This window comes from Nocardia barduliensis (assembly GCF_013315795.1).
GTDB lineage: Bacteria > Actinomycetota > Actinomycetes > Mycobacteriales > Mycobacteriaceae > Nocardia > Nocardia barduliensis.
The window spans coordinates 14687-32694 of record NZ_JABLTE010000067.1; the positions used below are offsets into that span (position 1 = coordinate 14687).

General features: G+C 68.3%; 18 protein-coding genes. 9 read left to right on the forward strand and 9 right to left on the reverse strand.

Annotated elements, in window-relative coordinates:
- The first annotated feature begins 113 nt into the window (after positions 1-113).
- The 6 genes from HOV91_RS25350 (at position 114) to HOV91_RS25375 (ending at position 4290) form a co-directional block, all read left to right on the forward strand.
- Positions 114-620, forward strand: coding sequence for a flavin reductase family protein (locus HOV91_RS25350; RefSeq protein WP_246350786.1), 507 nt, complete (start codon positions 114-116; stop codon positions 618-620).
- A gap of 93 nt (positions 621-713) precedes the next feature.
- On the forward strand, positions 714-1856 hold the full coding sequence (locus HOV91_RS25355; protein WP_174187909.1) for a 3-ketosteroid-9-alpha-monooxygenase, oxygenase component: 1143 nt from the start codon (positions 714-716) through the stop codon (positions 1854-1856).
- Between the two features lie 6 nt (positions 1857-1862).
- On the forward strand, positions 1863-2090 hold the full coding sequence (locus HOV91_RS25360) for a hypothetical protein (RefSeq protein WP_174187910.1): 228 nt from the start codon (positions 1863-1865) through the stop codon (positions 2088-2090).
- Positions 2087-3130, forward strand: a complete 1044-nt coding sequence (locus HOV91_RS25365) for a ferredoxin--NADP reductase (protein ID WP_174187911.1) — start codon at positions 2087-2089, stop codon at positions 3128-3130. The genes HOV91_RS25360 and HOV91_RS25365 overlap by 4 nt, the downstream gene beginning before the upstream one ends.
- A 15-nt stretch (positions 3131-3145) precedes the next feature.
- Positions 3146-4033, forward strand: a complete 888-nt coding sequence (locus tag HOV91_RS25370; RefSeq protein WP_174187912.1) for a VOC family protein — start codon at positions 3146-3148, stop codon at positions 4031-4033.
- 110 nt (positions 4034-4143) lie between these two features.
- Positions 4144-4290 carry a DUF1059 domain-containing protein gene (locus HOV91_RS25375; protein WP_063711458.1) on the forward strand — a complete coding sequence of 49 codons (147 nt, stop codon included), beginning with the start codon at positions 4144-4146 and terminating at the stop codon, positions 4288-4290.
- A 149-nt stretch (positions 4291-4439) separates the two neighbouring features.
- Here HOV91_RS25375 and HOV91_RS25380 read toward each other — a convergent pair whose 3' ends face one another.
- Positions 4440-4691, reverse strand: coding sequence for a DUF2630 family protein (locus HOV91_RS25380; protein WP_174187913.1), 252 nt, complete (start codon positions 4689-4691; stop codon positions 4440-4442).
- Positions 4692-4952: 261 nt separating this feature from the next.
- The gene (locus tag HOV91_RS25385) at positions 4953-5549 is read right to left on the reverse strand and encodes a TetR/AcrR family transcriptional regulator (protein ID WP_174187914.1); all 597 of its coding nucleotides are present in this window, start codon (positions 5547-5549) and stop codon (positions 4953-4955) included.
- Between the two features lie 65 nt (positions 5550-5614).
- Between HOV91_RS25385 and HOV91_RS25390 the strand changes: the two genes are divergently transcribed.
- Positions 5615-6913 carry a YhgE/Pip domain-containing protein gene (locus HOV91_RS25390; protein ID WP_174187915.1) on the forward strand — a complete coding sequence of 433 codons (1299 nt, stop codon included), beginning with the start codon at positions 5615-5617 and terminating at the stop codon, positions 6911-6913.
- Between the two features lie 51 nt (positions 6914-6964).
- Here HOV91_RS25390 and HOV91_RS25395 read toward each other — a convergent pair whose 3' ends face one another.
- The gene (locus HOV91_RS25395; RefSeq protein WP_174187916.1) at positions 6965-9196 is read right to left on the reverse strand and encodes a glycoside hydrolase family 3 C-terminal domain-containing protein; all 2232 of its coding nucleotides are present in this window, start codon (positions 9194-9196) and stop codon (positions 6965-6967) included.
- Positions 9197-9280: 84 nt separating this feature from the next.
- On the opposite strand from HOV91_RS25395, the gene HOV91_RS25400 reads away from it, so the two are divergent.
- A complete protein-coding gene (locus HOV91_RS25400) occupies positions 9281-9892 on the forward strand; it encodes a TetR/AcrR family transcriptional regulator (RefSeq protein ID WP_174187917.1) in 612 nt (203 codons plus the stop codon).
- A gap of 67 nt (positions 9893-9959) precedes the next feature.
- Positions 9960-12860: a UPF0182 family protein gene (locus HOV91_RS25405; protein ID WP_174187918.1), complete on the forward strand. Its 2901-nt coding sequence runs from the start codon at positions 9960-9962 to the stop codon at positions 12858-12860.
- Between the two features lie 28 nt (positions 12861-12888).
- Here the strand turns inward: HOV91_RS25405 and HOV91_RS25410 are convergent, their stop codons facing one another.
- The 6 genes from HOV91_RS25410 to HOV91_RS25435 form a co-directional block, all read right to left on the reverse strand.
- Positions 12889-13440 carry a DUF2165 domain-containing protein gene (locus tag HOV91_RS25410; protein ID WP_217441131.1) on the reverse strand — a complete coding sequence of 184 codons (552 nt, stop codon included), beginning with the start codon at positions 13438-13440 and terminating at the stop codon, positions 12889-12891.
- A gap of 236 nt (positions 13441-13676) precedes the next feature.
- Positions 13677-14546 carry an alpha/beta fold hydrolase gene (locus tag HOV91_RS25415; protein ID WP_174187920.1) on the reverse strand — a complete coding sequence of 290 codons (870 nt, stop codon included), beginning with the start codon at positions 14544-14546 and terminating at the stop codon, positions 13677-13679.
- Positions 14547-14708: 162 nt separating this feature from the next.
- The gene (msrA, locus tag HOV91_RS25420; protein WP_174187921.1) at positions 14709-15224 is read right to left on the reverse strand and encodes a peptide-methionine (S)-S-oxide reductase MsrA; all 516 of its coding nucleotides are present in this window, start codon (positions 15222-15224) and stop codon (positions 14709-14711) included.
- Complete coding sequence (msrB, locus tag HOV91_RS25425) at positions 15221-15676, reverse strand: peptide-methionine (R)-S-oxide reductase MsrB (RefSeq protein ID WP_174187922.1); 456 nt, start codon at positions 15674-15676, stop codon at positions 15221-15223. Before msrB ends, msrA begins: the two co-directional genes overlap by 4 nt.
- Before the next feature lie 147 nt (positions 15677-15823).
- The gene (locus HOV91_RS25430) at positions 15824-16984 is read right to left on the reverse strand and encodes a hypothetical protein (protein ID WP_174187923.1); all 1161 of its coding nucleotides are present in this window, start codon (positions 16982-16984) and stop codon (positions 15824-15826) included.
- Positions 16985-16995: 11 nt separating this feature from the next.
- Entirely contained in the window at positions 16996-17922 is a 927-nt protein-coding gene (locus HOV91_RS25435; protein WP_174187924.1) for a metal-dependent hydrolase, read from the reverse strand.
- Positions 17923-18008: the final 86 nt, after the last annotated feature.

The window sequence follows — 18008 nt, forward strand, 5'->3', positions numbered from 1 at the left end:
ACGTAGCTTCTACGGATCCCTGTCTCGGTGACCGGACATCGATCTTGACGCTCGCCGGGCGGTGCCTGCTGTCATAGCTGTCAGGTATATGCCTGATCGAAATAGGAGGCCCGATGGAACCGGTGCTCGCGATGGACGGATCACCGCTGGACACGCGCGACTTCAAAGCGGTGCTCGGCCGCTTCTGCACGGGCGTCACGGTGATCACGGCGCGATCCGGCGACGGGCCGGTCGGCTTCAGCTGCCAGTCGTTCTCGGCGCTGTCGCTGGAGCCGCCCGCGGTCTGTTTCTGTCCGGCGCGCACGTCCACCTCCTGGCCGCGCATCCGGACTGTGGGCCGGTTCTGTGTCAACATCCTGGCCCACGACCAGCAGGAGATCTGCAGGCAGCTGGCGCGCAGCGGCGCGGACAAGTTCTCCGGTGTCGACTGGGAGCCCTCCCCGAACGGGTCGCCCCGGCTGGCCGGAACCATGGCGTGGCTGGACTGCGACCTGGAGCGGGAGGTCGACGGCGGTGACCACACCATCGTGATCGCGCGCGTCACCGCGCTGTCGGAACTTCGGGAGGCCCCGCCCCTGCTGTTCTACCGCTCCGCGTTCGGGCGGCTCGATGAAGCCTGAGCGTCTCCCGGCCAGTGGGACTGCGCATTTCCGCACCGGCACGACGAACCGAACTATCGAGGCGACATACGTGCGCGAATTGTGGAGGAACCGATGACAACCGACCCCGAGATTCGAGTGATCGATGCGGGCGCTCCGCCGGCCCGGTACGCGCGCGGCTGGCACTGCCTTGGGCTCGCGGCGGACTTCCGGGACGGGAAACCGCACACCGTCGAGATCTTCGGCACCGAGCTGGTGGTCTTCGCCGGCTCCGGCGGCGAGCTGTTCGTACTGGACGCCTACTGCAGGCACATGGGCGGAAATCTCGGCGACGGCCGGATCGAAGGGGACTCGATCGCCTGCCCGTTCCACGACTGGCGCTGGGGCGGCAACGGCCGCTGCACCGGCATTCCGTACGGCCGCCGGGTGCCGCCCCGGGCGCGGACCCGCTCGTGGCCGACGTTGGAGCAGAACAAGCAACTGTTCGTATGGAACGACCCGGAAGGCAATCCGCCGCCGGAGCAGGTCACCATCCCGCGCATCGAAGGCGCGTTCAGCGACGAGTGGACCGACTGGACCTGGAACACCATGGCGATCGACGGCGCCAACTGCCGCGAGGTGGTCGACAACGTGGTGGACATGGCGCATTTCTTCTACGTGCACTTCGGGTTCCCCACCTATTTCAAGAACGTCTTCGAAGGCCACGTCGCCAGTCAGTACATGACGTCGATCTCCCGTGAGGACATGCTGGGGGAGACCGCGAAGGCGCTGGGCGGCAAGAACGTGCTGCACTCGGACGCCTCCTACTACGGCCCCTCCTACATGATCGATCACCTCCGCAGCGAGAGCGCGGGCCTGACCGTCGAGGGCATCCTGATCAACTGCCACTATCCGGTGTCGCCCACGAAATTCGTCCTGCAGTACGGAGCGATCGTGAAGAAGCCGCACGGCGTGCCGCCGGAGCGGGCCGAGGAGATCGCGGCGAAGTTCGCGGGCGGTCTGGGGCGCGGCTTCGAGCAGGACGCCGCGATCTGGCAGCGCAAGACCCGCATCGACAATCCGCTGCTGTGTGAGGAGGACGGACCGGTCTACCAGCTGCGCCGCTGGTACGAGCAGTTCTATACCGACGTGGCCGACATCGACCCGAAGATGATTGACCGCTTCGAGTTCGAAGTCGACACCACCAGGGCGGTCACCGCGTGGGAGGCGGAGGTCGCCGAGAATCTCGCCGCGCGCCGCGCCGCCGCCGGAGCCTGAGCGGTCATGGCACCGATCACCTGCCGTACCTGCGGCACCCGCGTGCTGGTGCAGAAGTTCAGCCCGCAGCACACCAGCGTGCAATGGAGCGGCGTCGCGGTGGCGGCGTGCGCCGAATTCGCCGGGACGGACAGTGCGCGGATGCGGACCTGTGCCGCGTTGCGCGACAGCGTCGACGCCGCCGTCGCGGACGGCTCGCTCGAGGTCAGCACGCGGGACGGGGACCTGCCGTGACCGCGCAGGGCCGACCCGGCGAAATCCTGAGCCTGCGCGTGCGGCAGGTGATCAGGGAAACCGACGACGCGGTGTCGCTCGAACTGGATCTCGCGGCGGAACGCTCGACTTCGATCGACTATCGCCCCGGCCAGTTCCTCACCCTGCGCATACCGAGCGAGCTGACGGGCTCGGTGAGCCGCTGTTACTCGCTGTCCAGTGCGCCGCACGAGGGCGGGCCGCTGAAGGTCACGGTCAAGCGGACGCCCGATGGCTACGGATCGAACTGGTTGTGCGACAACGCCGTCGCCGGGACCGTCGTCGACGCGCTGCCACCCGCCGGTGTCTTCACCCCGGCCTCGCTCGACGACGATCTGCTGTTGTTCGCGGCGGGCAGCGGGATCACCCCGGTGCTGTCGATCCTGAAATCTGTACTGGCGGCCGGTGCGGGCCATTGCACGCTGATCTACGCCAACCGCGACGAGCGGTCGGTCATCTTCGCGGCCGCACTCGCCGATCTCTCGGCCCGGCACCCCGACCGCCTGCGCGTTGTGCACTGGCTGGAGACCCTGCAAGGGCTGCCGACCAGCGCGCAGTTGGCGGCGCTGGCCCGGCCGTGGGCGGATCGCGAAGCGTTCGTCTGTGGCCCGGGTCCGTTCATGGACGCCGTCTGCGCCGCCCTCACCGGGCTCGGCGCCGACCGCAAGCGCGTGCACGTCGAGAAATTCGTCTCGCTGAACGGCAACCCGTTCGAGATCGATACCTCCGAGGTGACCGACTCCGCCGACAGCGCGGCGGTCGAAGTCGACCTCGACGGCGAGACGCGCGTCCTGCCCTGGCCGCGCGGGCAGGTGCTGCTCGACGTGCTGCTGGCCAACGGGCTGGCGGCGCCCTATTCCTGCCGCGAGGGCGCGTGCAGCGCCTGCACCTGCCGGGTCGTCTCGGGACGGGTCAGGATGCGGCACAACGAAGTTCTCGACGACGCCGACCTGACCGAGGGTTACGTGCTGGCCTGCCAGGCGGTCCCGGTCACCGACACGGTGCGAGTCACCTATTCCTGAGGAGTACGACGAACCATGGCTGACATCGCCTCGCTCGGCTACGTCCGAGTCGCCATCGCCGACGTGGACGCCTGGCGCGCCTTCGCCTTCGACGTTCTGGGTTTCGCGCAGGCCACCGGGCCGAATCCGGACCGCGTGTACCTGCGGATGGACGAGCACGCCTACCGCTTGGAACTCGTGCCCGCGGAGCGGGATCGAGTGCTGGCCGTGGGCTGGGAGGTGCGCGACTATCGCGCGCTGGCGCGGGTGCGCGAAACGCTGGAACAGGCGGGTGTCGCGGTCACACCGCTCACTCAGGAGCAGGTCGACGCGCTGCGCGTGGAAGAAGCTTTCACTTTCACCGACCCCGCCGGGTTCACCGTGGAGGTCTTCCACGGTCCCGTGCTCGACCACAGTCCGGTCGTCACCGCGCACGGGCACCGTTTCGTCACCGAGGGACTCGGGCTCGGCCACGTGGTGCTGCCGGTGCCCGACCTCGAGGAGGCGAACCGTTTCTACTGCGAGGTTCTGGGATTCCTGCCCCGCGGTTCGTTCCGGGTGCCGACCCCGCCCGGCGTGGGACCGGTGCGCGTTCGATTCCTGGGTGTCAACCAGCGCCATCACAGCCTCGCCCTGATTCCCGGCACCCGCTCCGACGGTCCCGGCCTGGTGCACATCATGGTCGAGGTGGACGAACTCGACGCCGTGGGCCGGGCGCTGGACCGCGTCGTGCGCGCGGGCTATCCGTTGTCCTCGACCCTGGGCAGGCACACCAACGACAAGATGATCTCCTTCTACGTCCGCACTCCCGGTGGCTGGGATCTCGAATACGGCACCGAAGGCGTGTTGGTCGACGAGTCCACCTACAGTGCCGAGGAGATCACCGCCGACAGCTACTGGGGCCACGAATGGTCGCGCGGCTGACCGGGTAGCCGGGGGGTCCGCCGACTCACGAAGCTCGCCCGAGAACCGGTCTGCGCCAGCCCGATTCCGTCGCTGCGCCTAGACTGTCGGTTCGAGGAGGAAGGACGCTGATGAAGCGCAGACTGAACTGCCCCTGCGGGGAATCGATCGTCGGAACCGACGAGGACGATCTCGTGGCGAAGACCCAGGCCCATCTGGCCGAGAAGCATCCCGGACACGACTACTCGCGCGACGAGATCCTGTTCATCGCGTACTGACCGACGGATTCCCGGGGACCGGTGCACGCCGCTCGTTCGGGATGGGTGCGTCCGAGGCGGCGGCCTCGGGCACGGCATTCTCCGGTGCGCTCACCAACGCTACGGGCGATCCGCGCCGCGGCCGGTACTCGCCGTCACGAAGCCGCGAATCACCGCCCGTTCCCGTGCGACCGGCCGCCGCGACGAACCGGAATCTCGCCGTAGTCGATGCCCATCCTGGCTCGACGGCGCGCTCGGAGGCGGCGGAGCAGATCCCAATGCCGGTCGAGCTCCTTCTCGATCCGGTGCAACTCGCGCAGGTCCTCGTTCGTGACATCACGTCCGACCAGGGATCGCTCGAAGGCGTGCTCCTCGGCGGCGAGCCGGTTGATCCGCGCGAGAACTTCTCGTTCCTCGTCCACGTCTCCTCCTCGGTGCGCGAGCCGGCGTCGGCTTCGTCAGCGCCGGAGGGAAGCCGGTGCGCGAACGCGCCGTCGGCGCCCGACAGCCCGATCCGTATCCGTCGTGCTCCGTTCGTCCCTTGATCACCCTCGCAGAAACGCCGGGCACTCCGCGTGCACCCGGCAGGACGAACTCGGCCCGGTCCCCTCGACCTGCGGGACCCACTCACTCGCGCGGAACCGATGTCGAGCGCCGCACCCCGCAGGGCGGTGCCGCGAGGATCACCTCGGGCGCAGGCCGTCGACCATGTGCGTGATGGTCTCGTCCAGAAGTTCCTCGGCGGTCTCGGCGGCGATCACGCCGGAGCCGACGAACGTGGCCAGGCCCTGCAGCGTGGCGACCGCGGAGAGCGCGATCCGGCGCGGGTCGCCCTCGATCACCTCCCCGAGCTGCTGGGCTTCGGCGATCAGCGCGACGGGAGTCGCGAATGCGGCGTCCACCGCCTGGGACATCGCGTCACCGGCCGCTGGGCTGTGCCTGCGCGCGAACATCAGCGCGACCAGCGCCGGGTTGTCGGTCGCGAAGCGGAGATAGGTCCGGGCCACGGCGCGGATGTGCCCGTCGAGCGAGCCCGCGGCAGCGGTCTGCTCCAGGGCGGCGGCCAGTCGCTCGAATCCGGCGACCGCGATGGCGTCCAGCAGCGCCTGCTTGTCCTTGAAGTGCCGGGTGGGGGCGGCGTGGCTGACTCCGACGTCACGCGCCAGGCGACGCAGTGACAAGCCGTCGACGCCGGACTCGCGCAGTGTCGCCTCGGCCCGCTGCAACAACTCGGCGCGCAGGTCGCCGTGGTGATAGGACCGGCTTCGGGTGATCGGCATGGTGTTCGCAGGATAACAAGTTGTAGGCATTGCCTACTTTGTTGGCGCTGACTACATTAGCTCGCATGACGGTTCGGACCTTCACCGCCCCGATCGCGGTGCTGACGGTCTTCGCGGCATTGCTCGCCACCATGTATCTCGGCTACGCGGGCAACACCGAGAAGAACCTGCACGACTTCCCGGTGGCCCTGGTGAACCAGGACGTCGGCGACCTGCTCGACGGCAAGCCGGCGAACATCGGCGCCCAGGTCGCCGACGCGCTGGTCGCCGGCATCCCGGCGGAGCAGGTCGACCTGCGCGTCGTCGGTATCGCCGAGGCGCGCAAGCAGTTGCGGCACGGCGAGGTCTACGGCGCCATCGTCATACCGTCCGACTTCACCAAGCGGCTGGCGATTCTGGGCGCGGCCGCCGTGGTCCCCGGGGCCATCGAGCGGCCGGTGATCACCGTCCACACCAATCCCCGCATCGGCCCCTACACCACCGGCATCATGCAGCGCATCGCGGATCGCGCGTTGCGGCAGGTGGACGAGACCGTGGGCAAGAGCCTGACCGACCAGGTGAACTCCGCCCTCGCCGCGGGGCCGGGCGCACCGGTCGAGCTCAGCGGCGCCGCCCGGCTGATGCTCGCCGACCCCGTGCGGATCGTCACCGCGCCGTACCGCCCGATGGACGATGGCGCCGGGCAGGGTCTCGTCGCGTTCTTCTACACCTTGATCCTGTTGCTGGCCGGTTTCACCGGCGCGATGATCATTCACACCCTCATCGATTCGGTCCTCGGTTTCACTCCTACCGAGTACGGGCCGTGGTTCGTCCATCCACCGGCCACCGGGATCTCCCGCTTCCGGACCCTGCTGCTGAAGTGGGCGGTCGTCATCACCGCGGCGCCGATCCTGTCCGGGACATTCCTCGCCGTGGCGGCGGCGGTGGGTGTCCCGCTGGGCGGCCCGCTGCTGTTGTGGCTGTACGGAACCCTGGCCATCGCCGCCGTCGGCGTGACCGCGCTCGCCGTCCTGGCCACCTTCGGCACCGCCGGATTGCTGATCAACCTGATCCTGTTCGTGGTACTCGGCCTGCCGTCGTCGGCCGCCACGGTGCCGTTGGAGGCGACGCCCGCGTACATCGCGCACTTGGCCGCTTTCGAACCGATGCACCAGATCTACCTGGCCGTGCGCGCCATCCTGTTCTTCGACGCGCGCGTCGAAGCCGGGTTCGGTCACGGGCTGTGGATGACGTTGCTCGGCCTCGGAATCGGCCTGCTCCTGGGCGCCACGGCCACCTGCGCGTACGACCGCCGCGGACTGCACCGGGCCTCAGCGCCCGCCGGTGGGACACCGGTCATCGGTGTGCCCGCCGTCGCCCGGTGAGCGCCGACCCGTTCATGCCGGTCGTTGCCGGGACGGACGGGAAATCGGTGGTCAGTCCCCGGCGGCGGCCAGTAGCGCCTCGAGCTTTCCGGGGTCCACGCCGAAACCGGTGAGGCGGTTCAGCGGGATGGAGGCGATCATCCGCATCATGTCCACGCCGAGCGCCGTGGCGTCGCCCATGCTCTCGGACATGCCGCCGAACACCTCGGCCAGCGCGGCCGCCGCCGTCGGATCGGCCAGTGCCTCACCGAGGGTCGACTCCGCCGTGATCGGGATCCGCAGCTCGTCCGCGGCGATGTCGACCTGCCCGGTGACGCGCAGATCCCGGCTCGATGCGCCCGCCCATACCTGATAGGCACCGCCCTCGACGACCCAGCGGTCGACGCGCGTCTCCCAGTAGGCCAGATCGTCGCGCGGCAGCAAGATCGAGACTTCCTCGCTCGCACCCGGTTCCAGTTCGGTGGTGACCGCCACCCCCTTCAGCTCGCGGGCCGGACGAGCGACGACGGAGCCGGGCACCGCCGTGTAGACCTGTACCACCTCGCGGCCCGCGCGGGTACCCGTATTGGTGACCACGAGGCGCACGGTGACTCCCGCCGCGTCCGCGGTGAGCACCAGATCGGTGTAGCCGAACGTGGTGTAGGACAGGCCGTGCCCGAACGGGTAGGTCACCTCCATGTCCCGGCTGTCGTACCAGCGGTAGCCCACGTACAAGCCCTCGCCGTACCGGACATGCGAATTCTCGCCCGGGAAATTCAGATAGGCCGGGGTGTCCTGCAAGCGGACCGGCACCGTTTCCGCCAGGCGCCCCGACGGATTCACCACACCGAACAGCACGTCGGCGAGCGCGCCGCCGCCTGCCTGCCCGAGCAGGCCGCCGTCCAGGATCGCGGGCGCCGACGCGGCCACGGGTGCCAGCCGTACCACTCCGCCGTGCGCGAGCACGACCACGGTGTCCGGTTGGGCCCGCAACACCGCCTCCAGCAGATTCAGCTGATCGGCGGGCAGTTCGAGGTGTTCGCGGTCGAATCCCTCGGATTCCTGGGTGGCGGCCAGGCCCAGGAAAACGACGGCGACGTCCGCGTTCTGGGCGGCGGCGACGGCTTCGGCGCGCAGCACGTCGTCGTCCGCCTCCGTGGCGCTGGTGGTGAAACCCCGGCTGTAGGAAACGGTCCCGGCACCGGCCAGCGCGCGAATCTCCTCGAGCGGCACATCGAGCCGGGTCGGGTTGACGTGCGAGCTGCCGCCGCCCTGATATCGCGGTTGCGCCGCGAATTCGCCGATCACCGCGAGCGAGCGACCCGGAGCCAGCGGCAGGAGGTCGCGGTCGTTCCGCAACAGGACGACACAGCGCGCGGCTACCTCGCGGGCAAGCCGATGGTGATCCTCGGTGGTGTCGACGGCGGCGCCGAGTTCGCGTCCGGCCACCACCCTCGCCGCCAGTCGCGCCACGTTCCGCGCGGCGCGGTCGACGTCCGCCGGGTCGAGCGTGCCCGCGGCCATGGCCGCCACCACCTGGGCGTCGGAGACGCCGCTGCCGCCGGGCATCTCCAGATCCAGCCCGGCCGCCACGGCGGCGGTACGGTCGGCCACCGCTCCCCAGTCGGAGACCACCGCGCCGTCGAATCCCCATTCGCCGCGCAGCACGTCGGTGAGCAGCCAGCGATTCTGCGCGGCGTGCACACCGTTGATCCGGTTGTAGGAGCACATCACCGTCCACGGCCGCGCGGTGCGCACGATGTGGGCGAATGCGCGCAGGTAGATCTCACGCAGCGGGCGCGGGTCGATATCGGAACTCATGCGCATCCGGTCGTGTTCGGCGTTGTTGGCGGCGAAATGCTTCAGCGAGGCTCCCACTCCGGCGCTCTGCAGACCCGTCACCCATGCCGCGCCGAGCAGGCCGGTGAGCACCGGATCCTCCGAGTAGTACTCGAAATTGCGCCCGCCGCGCGGATCCCGCTTGATATTGACGCCCGGCCCCAGCAGCACATCGACGCCCAACCCGCGGGCCTCCCGGCCGAGCGCTTCGCCCACCCGCCGCACCGACTCGGCGTCCCAGCTCTGCGCCAGCCCGACCGCGGGCGGGAAGCAGGTGGCAGGCAGGCTCTCGGCCAGGCCGAGGTGATCGGTCGCGCCCGCCTGCCTGCGCACACCGTGCGGTCCGTCGGTCATGGTGATCGAGGCGACCGGGCCGATCGCCTTCGTGGTCCAGAAGTCGGCGCCGCTCCCGAGCGCCGCGCGGTCCTGCGGCGTCAGATCGGAGAGGTCGGGGTCGTCGGTCATGGCAGCTCCTCGGGTGGACACCGATACCGAAAACAGTATGCCATTCGGTTTTGGTGCCGGAGGAGATCCGAGTACAGTCGCGGCGTGGTGCGGCGCGGCGCGTATGCGAAAGGGATCGCCAAACGAGAGGAGATCCTCGCGGCGGCGCTCGAGATCGTGGCGCGCGTCGGCTACAGCCGGACCACCGTGCGCGAACTCGCCGAGGCCGTCGGCCTGAGCCAGACCGGTCTGCTGCACTACTTCGGCAGCAAAGAACAGCTCTTCGCCGCGATCCTCGCGCGGCGCGACGAAGCCGACCGCGATACCTTCACCGCCGCCGGGCCGCCCGACCTGCCCGCGGCGCTGATCGGCCTGATCCGGCACAACGCGGACGTTCCGGGCTTGGTCGAGCTCTACGCCCGCTTCTCCGCTGAGGCCACCCGTCCGGAACATCCCGCCCACGATTACTTCCGCGACCGCTACCGCGACGCCCGCGACGCCCTCGCCCGCGCCGTCGCCGACCTCCGCAACTCCAGCCGCCTGCCCGCCGACCTCGACGCGGACCGGTTCGCCGTCATCGCCGTGGCCCTTCTCGACGGCCTGCAGGCGCAGTGGTTGTACGACCCGGCCGTGGACATGGCCGAGCACGTGGCCTACCTGTGGGAGTTGATCGAACGCTCCGGCGACGGACCCGAACGAGCGCGCCCGCCCCGGTAGTATCGGGCTTAGCGGTTGAGCGTCGGCCGTACCGTATTAGGCCAGGCGCCGGCCGCGGGAGTGGGAAATGAGCGCACGCGACGGCCCCAGCCTGCGGCGGTTGCATCGCAGCACTCGGGTGCTGGTGATCGCCGCCACGGTTTTCGTCGTGCTCATGCTCATCGTGCCCCGCCTGATCAGGGCTTATGTCAGCTGGCTCTGGTTCGGTGAGGTCGGATTCCGCGGCGTCTGGCTCACCGCGCTGCTCACCCGGCTGTCGCTGTTCCTCGCCGTCGGCCTGCTCGTCGGAGCGGCCGTCCTGGCGGCGATGTGGCTCGCCTTCGCGTTCCGACCGCCGTACGTCCCCGTCGCCGGGGAAGAAGACAGCCTCCGGCCGTATCGAGCGATGGTGTTGCGACGGCGGCGGCGGTTCGCGGTGGGCATCGCCGCCACACTCGGCCTCATCTGCGGCCTGATCGCGCAATCGAGCTGGATGAAAGTCCAGCTGTTCCTCCATGGCGGGTCCTTCGGTGTATCCGACCCCCAGTTCGGGCACGACGTCGGATTCTTCGTCTTCGATCTGCCGTTCTACCGGCTCGTCGTCAACTGGCTGTTCGCGACCGTCGTGCTCGCGTTCCTGGCCTGCCTCGCGACGCACTACCTGTTCGGAGGGCTGCGTCTGCCCCGGAAGGCGGGCGGTCTGACGCATGCGGCCCGCGTCCAGCTCGCGGTACTGGCGGGCACGTTCATCGTCTTGAAGGCCGTCGCCTATTGGCTCGACCGGTACTCGCTGCTCGCGAGCCGCAGCAAGGAACCCACGTTCGCGGGCCCGGGCTATACCGACGTCAACGCCGTGCTGCCCGCCCGCTTGATCCTCTTCGCCATCGCGGTCATCTGCGCCGTGGCGGTGTTCGCCGCCGTCGTCGTGCGGGACCTGCGCATTCCGGCGATGGCCGCCGCGCTTCTGTTGCTGTCGTCGATCCTGGTGGGAGCGGTCTGGCCCTTGGCCGTCGAGCAGTTGTCCGTCCGCCCGAATGCCGCCGACATGGAGCGCGTCTATATCGAACGCAATATCGCGGCGACTCGGCAGGCATACGGGATAGGCGGCGATCGGGTCGATTACCAGCCGTATTCCGGGGTGGGTACCAAGCCGCCGACCGAGGTACCCGCGGACGCCACCACCATCGCGAACATGCGTCTGCTGGATCCGAACGTGCTCTCGCGCACGTTCACCCAGCAGCAACAGCTGAAGAACTTCTACAGCTTCCCGCCACACCTGGACCTGGACCGCTACCGCGTGGGTGGGCAACTGCGCGACTACGTGGTAGCGGCGCGCGAGCTGACCCCGAGCGCGCTGAGCGGCAACCAGCGCCACTGGGTCAACCGGCACACCGTCTACACCCACGGGAACGGGTTCGTCGCCGCACCCGCCAACCGCGTCAACGCGGCCGTCCGCGAGGCCGCGGGTGATGCCGCCAGCAGCAACAGCGGATACCCGATCTACGCGGTCAGCGACATCGCCTCCCAGGCATCCGGCAACCAAGTGATCCGGGTGGACCAGCCTCGCATCTACTTCGGGGAGGTGATCGCCGGTGCCGAACCGGACTACGCCATCGTCGGCGGCGGCACCGAACCCCGCGAGTACGACACCGACGCCACCAAGTACACCTACACCGGCGCCGGTGGCGTCTCCATCGGCAACTGGTTCAACCGGTTCGCCTTCGCGGTGACCTACACCGAACGCAACATCATCTTCTCCAAGGCGATCGGCCCCGAGTCGAAGATCATCTTCAATCGCGATCCTCGCCACCGCGTCGAACTGGTCGCGCCATGGTTGACCACCGACAACAATCCCTACCCTGCGGTCGTGGACGGTCGGATCGTCTGGATTGTCGACGCCTACACCGCCGTCGACGGCTACCCCTATGCCAAGCGCAGCTCACTCGAGGCACTCGAACCGGGCGATGCGCACCGGGGCTCCCCGCACCAGGTGTCCTACGTGCGGAATTCGGTCAAGGCCACGGTCGACGCGTACGACGGCACGGTCACCCTCTATCAACTCGACCGGCAGGACCCGGTATTGGCGGCGTGGATGAAGGTCTTCCCCGGTACGGTCGAACCCGAGGAGTCGATCACTCCGGAACTGCGCGCCCACTTCCGCTACCCGGAGGACCTGTTCACGATCCAGCGGGAGATGCTGGCCAAATACCACGTGGACGAACCGCGAGAGTTCTTCACCACCAACGCCTTCTGGTCGGTGCCCAGCGACCCAACGGTGGAGACCAATCCGCACCAGCCGCCGTTCTATGTCCTGCTCGGCGGCCAGGACGACGCCGAGCCGTCGTTCCGGTTGTCGAGTGCGATGGTCGGGTACAACAGGGAATTCCTCTCCGCCTACGTGTCCGTCCACTCCGACCCCGAGGACTACGGCAAGATCAGCGTCTTGCAGCTGCCCACCGACACGCTCACCCAGGGGCCGCAACAGATTCAGAACTCGATGATCTCCGACACCAGAGTGGCCTCCGAGCGGACCCTGCTGGAGCGGTCGAACCGCATCCAGTACGGCAACCTGCTCACCTTGCCGATCGCCGACGGAGGCGTGCTCTACGTCGAGCCACTCTTCACCGAGCGGATCTCGACCACACCGAACGCCTCCACGTTTCCGCAGCTGGCGCGGGTGCTCGTGAGCTACCGCGAACCCGGTACGGGCGGCGTCCTCGTCGGCTACGCGCCGACCCTCGCCGAAGCGCTCGACCAGGTCTTCGGACCCGGGACCGGCCGGCTCGCCACGCCGCCCGGCGGTGGCCCCGGCGTTCCGCTGCCACCGGGCCAGCAGCCGGCCGCGCCGCAGCCCGCGCCACCTCCGGCGGAAGCCGCGCCGGAGGATCGAGCGAAGATCGCCGAACTCAACGCGCAGATCGATGAGATCCGCGCTGCCCTCGAACGTCTTCAGAAGCAGCTGAACGAACTCGATCGCAACGGCCGGTGACGCGCGTCGTCGATCCTCGCGCTCGCGCCTACTTCGATTCGGTTGCCGCCGAGACGCTTTCGGCGGCAGCGCGGGGCCGGGCGTCCGGCAGGTGAACGAGAATCAACCCGACACCGGCGATCAAGAAGTTCTGCAACGCGGCGGACGACGCGTTCACGTCGTCGTTGGCCCACATGCGGAACCATTCGCCGCCGACGGTCAGGAACCCGCCCGCGAACAGCAGCACCGCCATGGTCCAGCCCAGGCTCGACAGTTTCACGGCCACATCGAGACCGGCTCCGAGCCGGCGCGGCCGTCCGGTCAGCACCCTGGCCCACACGCCCGCCGCGGCCAGCAGCACGAAAGCGATCAGGAATTCCCAGATCACCACCAGGACGTAGGCGACGAGCGCGACATCGTCACTGGTGATCGCGCGCCAGTCGGTGCCCGGATGGTGAATCGTCGCCTTCATCGACAGCACGGCGGCCACACCGTTGCGGTTGGTGTCGGTGTCCACGCAGTTGGTGAACGCGACGAACAGATAGTAGAAGCCGGTGATGGCGGCCAGCGTCGCAACCGCCATCCGCCGGCTACCCACCACGTCGAGAACCTTTGTGCCGCTGCGCATCATCTGCCTACCTCGGGTCGACTGACATGGATGTCCGGACATCCAGGCGCCGACGATCATATAGGTGACCGATCAGGTCTCCTCCCCGCAGCGGGGAGCTGAATCCGATCCGAGGTCGAACGAGAAGTTCGCCATGGCAAAGGGGTTACGGGGCCGGAGGCGAACTCCGTGCCCAGCGTGCGCCCTGGGTGCCGCCAGGCGTCCGTGCTTCAGATGTTTCCGTCGAGCACCTCGCGCAGTTTGTGCGCGAAAGCTTCCGGCCGGCCGGCGTACCCGAACTCTCCGTCGAGGAAGCCGCCGTGGTGGCTGGGGAACACGGTCGCCCGCTGACCGAGCAGGGCGGCGGTCGCGACGGCCGTGCGTCCGGTGAACGTGCCCGCGGACTCCTCGCCCACGGCGATCACCACGCGAGTCGGCGCAGCGGTCAGCGCGGCCACATCGGGCCGATAGCCGCTGACCGCCCAGGACCGGTCGGACAGCAGCGGGTCGTCGCGGGAACCGTCGTCCTCGGTCGGCATCCCGAACAGCGCGGGGTCCGCGGCGGGCTGGGCGAAATAGTCGTCGGTGAATTCGCCTTGCCACGACGTCATGGCGACGAAGGCCGCCATGCCCGCACCGAAGCCCTTGGCCTCGTACGCGTCGCGAACGTCGGCGCGGGCGCGCTCGGCCGCCGCGGCGTCGGGAAGCACCGGGATGAGCGGCGGCTCGTGTGCCACCAGTGTGACGAGATCGCCCGGGTGGGCGGCCACGAGCGCGAGCGCGGTGACCGCGCCGCCACTGCTGGCGAACATCTCCACCGGCCCGGCGCCGAGTGCCTGGATCACCGCGTGCACGTCTTGCGCCTGTACCTCGGGACGATGGTCGACGCGGCCGTCTTTGCGAGTGCTGCGGCCGAGGCCGCGCGGGTCGTAGGTGACCACAGTGCGATCGGGGAAGTGCGCGGCCAGCGCACGGAAGCCGCCGGCGTCCATCGGCTGGCCGACCAGCAGCAGTGGTGGGCGTCCCACGGCGGTGGGTCGCGGTCCGTGCACGTCGTAGGCGATATCGACGCCGGGTGTCTCGAGCAGGTGAGTCGTCATACCACTGTCGACGGCTGCCGCGCCGGAAACTCATCGGCCTCTCGGCGCTCGAGCTTCGCGGAAGGGTGGCAGAACGCGATGACTGCGCCACCTTGCAAGGTGGCGCAGTCGCTCGGACGGCTCGGCGGGGTGCGGGCACATGCCCACCGAGGTCGCCGTGTCCTACTGCGCGGTGGCCTGCCGCTTCGGCAGCTTCCATCCCGGGCGGGGGAAGTGGCAGGTGTAGCCGTCCGGGTAGCGCAGCAGGTAGTCCTGATGCTCGGGCTCGGCCTCCCAGAACTCGCTCGCCGGGGTCACCTCGGTGACCACCTTGCCCGGCCACAGGCCCGAGGCATCGACGTCCGCGATGGTGTCCAGGGCGATACGCTTCTGGTCGTCATCGAGGTAGAAGATCGCCGAACGATAGCTGGTCCCGATGTCGTTGCCCTGCCGGTCCTTCGTCGTGGGATCGTGGATCTGGAAGAAGAATTCCAGCAGCTGCCGGTAGTCCGTCCGGGCCGGGTCGTAGACGATCTCCACGGCCTCGGCATGCCCGGGGTGATTGCGATAGGTGGGGTGGTCGTTGCGGCCACCGGTGTAGCCGACGCGTGTCGACACCACCCCTGGCTGCTTGCGGATCAAGTCCTGCACGCCCCAGAAGCACCCACCGGCCAGAACGGCCTTCCGCGTGTCGGTCACGCCTCCTCCTTCGCGAAGAGAGTCCGGTACTGCCCGTATCCTTCCGCCTCGAGGTCGTCGAGGTGGATGAATCGCAGGGCTTTCGAATTGATGCAGTACCGCAGGCCGCCCGCCTCGCGAGGGCCGTCGGTGAACACATGCCCGAGATGGCTGTCCCCGTGCGCCGAACGCACCTCGGTGCGGACCATCAGATGGCTGAAGTCCCGCTTCTCGACCACGTGCGCGGCGTCGATCGGTTTGGTGAAACTCGGCCATCCCGTGCCACTGTCGAACTTGTCGACCGAGGCGAACAACGGCTCGCCCGACACCACGTCCACGTAGATACCCGGCTCGTGGTTGTCCCAGTACTCGCCCGTGAACGCCCGCTCGGTGCCGTTCTCCTGAGTGACGTGGTACTGCTCAGGCGACAGCGCGGCGACCGCCGCGGGATTCCGGTTGTACTCCCGTGCCACATGACCTCCTCATATCGGCCCCACGTACAACCCGTGCGACGGCTCGGAAAATCCCGGCCGAGCCGGGCGTCACAGTCCGCTCCGGCCGACCGCGCCCCACGGTAGCCGCGCCACTGCGTCACCGGCGGCGCGACTACTCGCCACCAGCTACGTCGTGGGACTCGCGGCGGCTTCCTGGCCATCGGGAACAGCGCCTTCTGCTGCCTTCCGCCGCGGCACGGTGGATACGGCGATCACGCACAGGATCGCGACGACGAAGCAGGCGAGGGTGTACCAGAGATTGCCGACCGGGTCCCCCTCGCTCGTCCTGCCGTCGACGGCGCCGAGGAAATCGGGCAACGCGGTGACCCAGAGGAAAGCCATCACGCACAGGTACACCATGCTGTAGACGCGGACGAAGTCGTTGGTGTAGGGCGCAGTGTCCGAGTCGCCCCGCCGCAGCCGCAGCCATTGGCGGGTGAGGACCAGGACGGCGACAACGGTCACGACGACCAGCTCGGCGGCGTAGAGGACGCCGCGCACGGTGGTGCTACCCATGCCGAACACCGTTGCGGGGATCGGCAACACGGCGGTACCCAGCGATGCGAGCACGCCGATCACGATGGTGCGCCAGGCCAATTGCGCACCGGAGAACGTCTGCCCCTGGTCGACGTGGCGGCCGACGAACCATTGGACACAGAACGCGAGCGACATCGGCCACAGGGCGGCGAATACCACCACGCTCGGAAGCGGTACCGAATCGAACATCGGTTGGTTGATCGGATTGTCGATCGACCATTCCCACCATCGCAACTGCGGGCCGAGGTGGTCGAAGATCTCGTAGAAGGCATGGTGGACGAAACCCACGCAAGCCGATCCGACGAGCACCCCGTACCGCCGGAAGACGCCGAGAATTCTGACCGTCTCGAAGGCCAGCGTGGCCATGAACGGGTAGATCGCGATGATGTAGAGCGGTAACCGGCCCCAGAGGAATTCGACGGTGAACAGGTTGTGGGCGAACATCGTGTCGACGTGTGCGTCGATGCCGAAGGCCGCGGGAAAATACAGCGGTGGTTCGATGATGAACAGGTAGGCGGTCGCGCCGAACCAGAGCACCAGGTTGGTGGGGTCTCCGTGGCGGCGCAACCGCACGATCGCGTAGCTCAGCGCGAGTATCGCGCCCAGGACGATCGTGACCTCGAGCACAGGCAGCGTCCAGTTCTCCAACGCGAAGGGGTTGCGCAGCTCGACGAGTCCGCCTGCCTCCTCGCACGTGAAGCCGAGCTCTGTCGCGAGCTGATCGAAAGTCGGTGCGCAATGATCTGCCATCGGTCCGGCTCCTAGGGTGTGACCGTGCCGGCGGTGTACCAGTGCGAGACGTCGTACCCGGCGTCGTAGCGCTGGAACCACACGTCGGCGAGCGCGGGCAGCTTCTCGTGGTCCGGGTTGTGCTTCGGCAACTGGCTGCGAACGATGCCCACCAGGGCGACGAGCTGCTCACGGAGGGGGAGATGGTCGAAGGCGCGCGGCATCGGGCCGTTGTCCTGCGCGTGCAGGAACGGCAACCGCCGGCGTAGCTTCTGCATACGCCGATAGGACGCGAACATCGACAACGCGTCGACCTGCCGCTCCTCCAGCGGGACATGCTTGTTGAAGCCCGCGCAGGCCAGCCTGATCACCTTCATCACGTGCCGGAAGATCGAGGGGGCCATGCGCATCCGGTACACGTCGCTGCCCACGACGGAATCGAAGATGATGAGCGCGGAGCTCCGATGCTCCACTTCTTCGACGAAATGCCAGATGAACAGCGAAGCGACCCGGTCGTCTCCCGGCCGGAACAGGGTCGAGTCGTTGTCGAGCATCAGTTTGAACACCGGAGTGAAGGTCGCCTCCAGGTCGGCGGTGTAGGCCAGCCGGTATTCGACCGGAGTCTGCACCGTGAGGCGGTCGAATTCCGCGATCACTTCGTTGAGCGTCTCCTGCAACCCCGGGTATCGCCTGATCAGGCCGTTGGCATGTTGGCGATGGGCGGTGGAGTGCTGCCCTTCCTGCCGCACGAACGCGTCGGCTTCCTCCGCGACCGCCGGGTCGGTGATCAGGGGCATGGCCTCGCGGATCATGTTGACGATCATCTTCTCGAAGCCGATCGCCAGGAAGGACACCGCGTTGGCCATGGACGAGAAGGCCGGATTCTCCTCGTTCCACAAGAAGGGCACGTCGTAGTCGGCGAATGCGAAGCGCATCTTCCGGACTTGAAGCTCGGTCACTGGGCTGTACCTCGTCTTTCGGAATCGAACCGGTCCGCCGGCATCGCCGATGCCACCGAGCCGCGTTGGACGTGATCATACACATG

Excerpts from the sequence above, each read along its gene's own strand:
- HOV91_RS25350 (WP_246350786.1), top strand. The coding sequence starts at position 114 with ATGGAACCGGTGCTCGCGATGGACGGATCACCGCTGGACACGCGCGAC.
- HOV91_RS25355 (WP_174187909.1), top strand. The coding sequence starts at position 714 with ATGACAACCGACCCCGAGATTCGAGTGATCGATGCGGGCGCTCCGCCG.
- HOV91_RS25360 (WP_174187910.1), top strand. The coding sequence starts at position 1,863 with ATGGCACCGATCACCTGCCGTACCTGCGGCACCCGCGTGCTGGTGCAG.
- HOV91_RS25370 (WP_174187912.1), top strand. The coding sequence starts at position 3,146 with ATGGCTGACATCGCCTCGCTCGGCTACGTCCGAGTCGCCATCGCCGAC.
- HOV91_RS25375 (WP_063711458.1), top strand. The coding sequence starts at position 4,144 with ATGAAGCGCAGACTGAACTGCCCCTGCGGGGAATCGATCGTCGGAACC.
- HOV91_RS25385 (WP_174187914.1), bottom strand. The coding sequence starts at position 5,549 with ATGCCGATCACCCGAAGCCGGTCCTATCACCACGGCGACCTGCGCGCC.
- HOV91_RS25390 (WP_174187915.1), top strand. The coding sequence starts at position 5,615 with ATGACGGTTCGGACCTTCACCGCCCCGATCGCGGTGCTGACGGTCTTC.
- HOV91_RS25395 (WP_174187916.1), bottom strand. The coding sequence starts at position 9,196 with ATGACCGACGACCCCGACCTCTCCGATCTGACGCCGCAGGACCGCGCG.
- HOV91_RS25405 (WP_174187918.1), top strand. The coding sequence starts at position 9,960 with ATGAGCGCACGCGACGGCCCCAGCCTGCGGCGGTTGCATCGCAGCACT.
- HOV91_RS25415 (WP_174187920.1), bottom strand. The coding sequence starts at position 14,546 with ATGACGACTCACCTGCTCGAGACACCCGGCGTCGATATCGCCTACGAC.
- HOV91_RS25430 (WP_174187923.1), bottom strand. The coding sequence starts at position 16,984 with ATGGCAGATCATTGCGCACCGACTTTCGATCAGCTCGCGACAGAGCTC.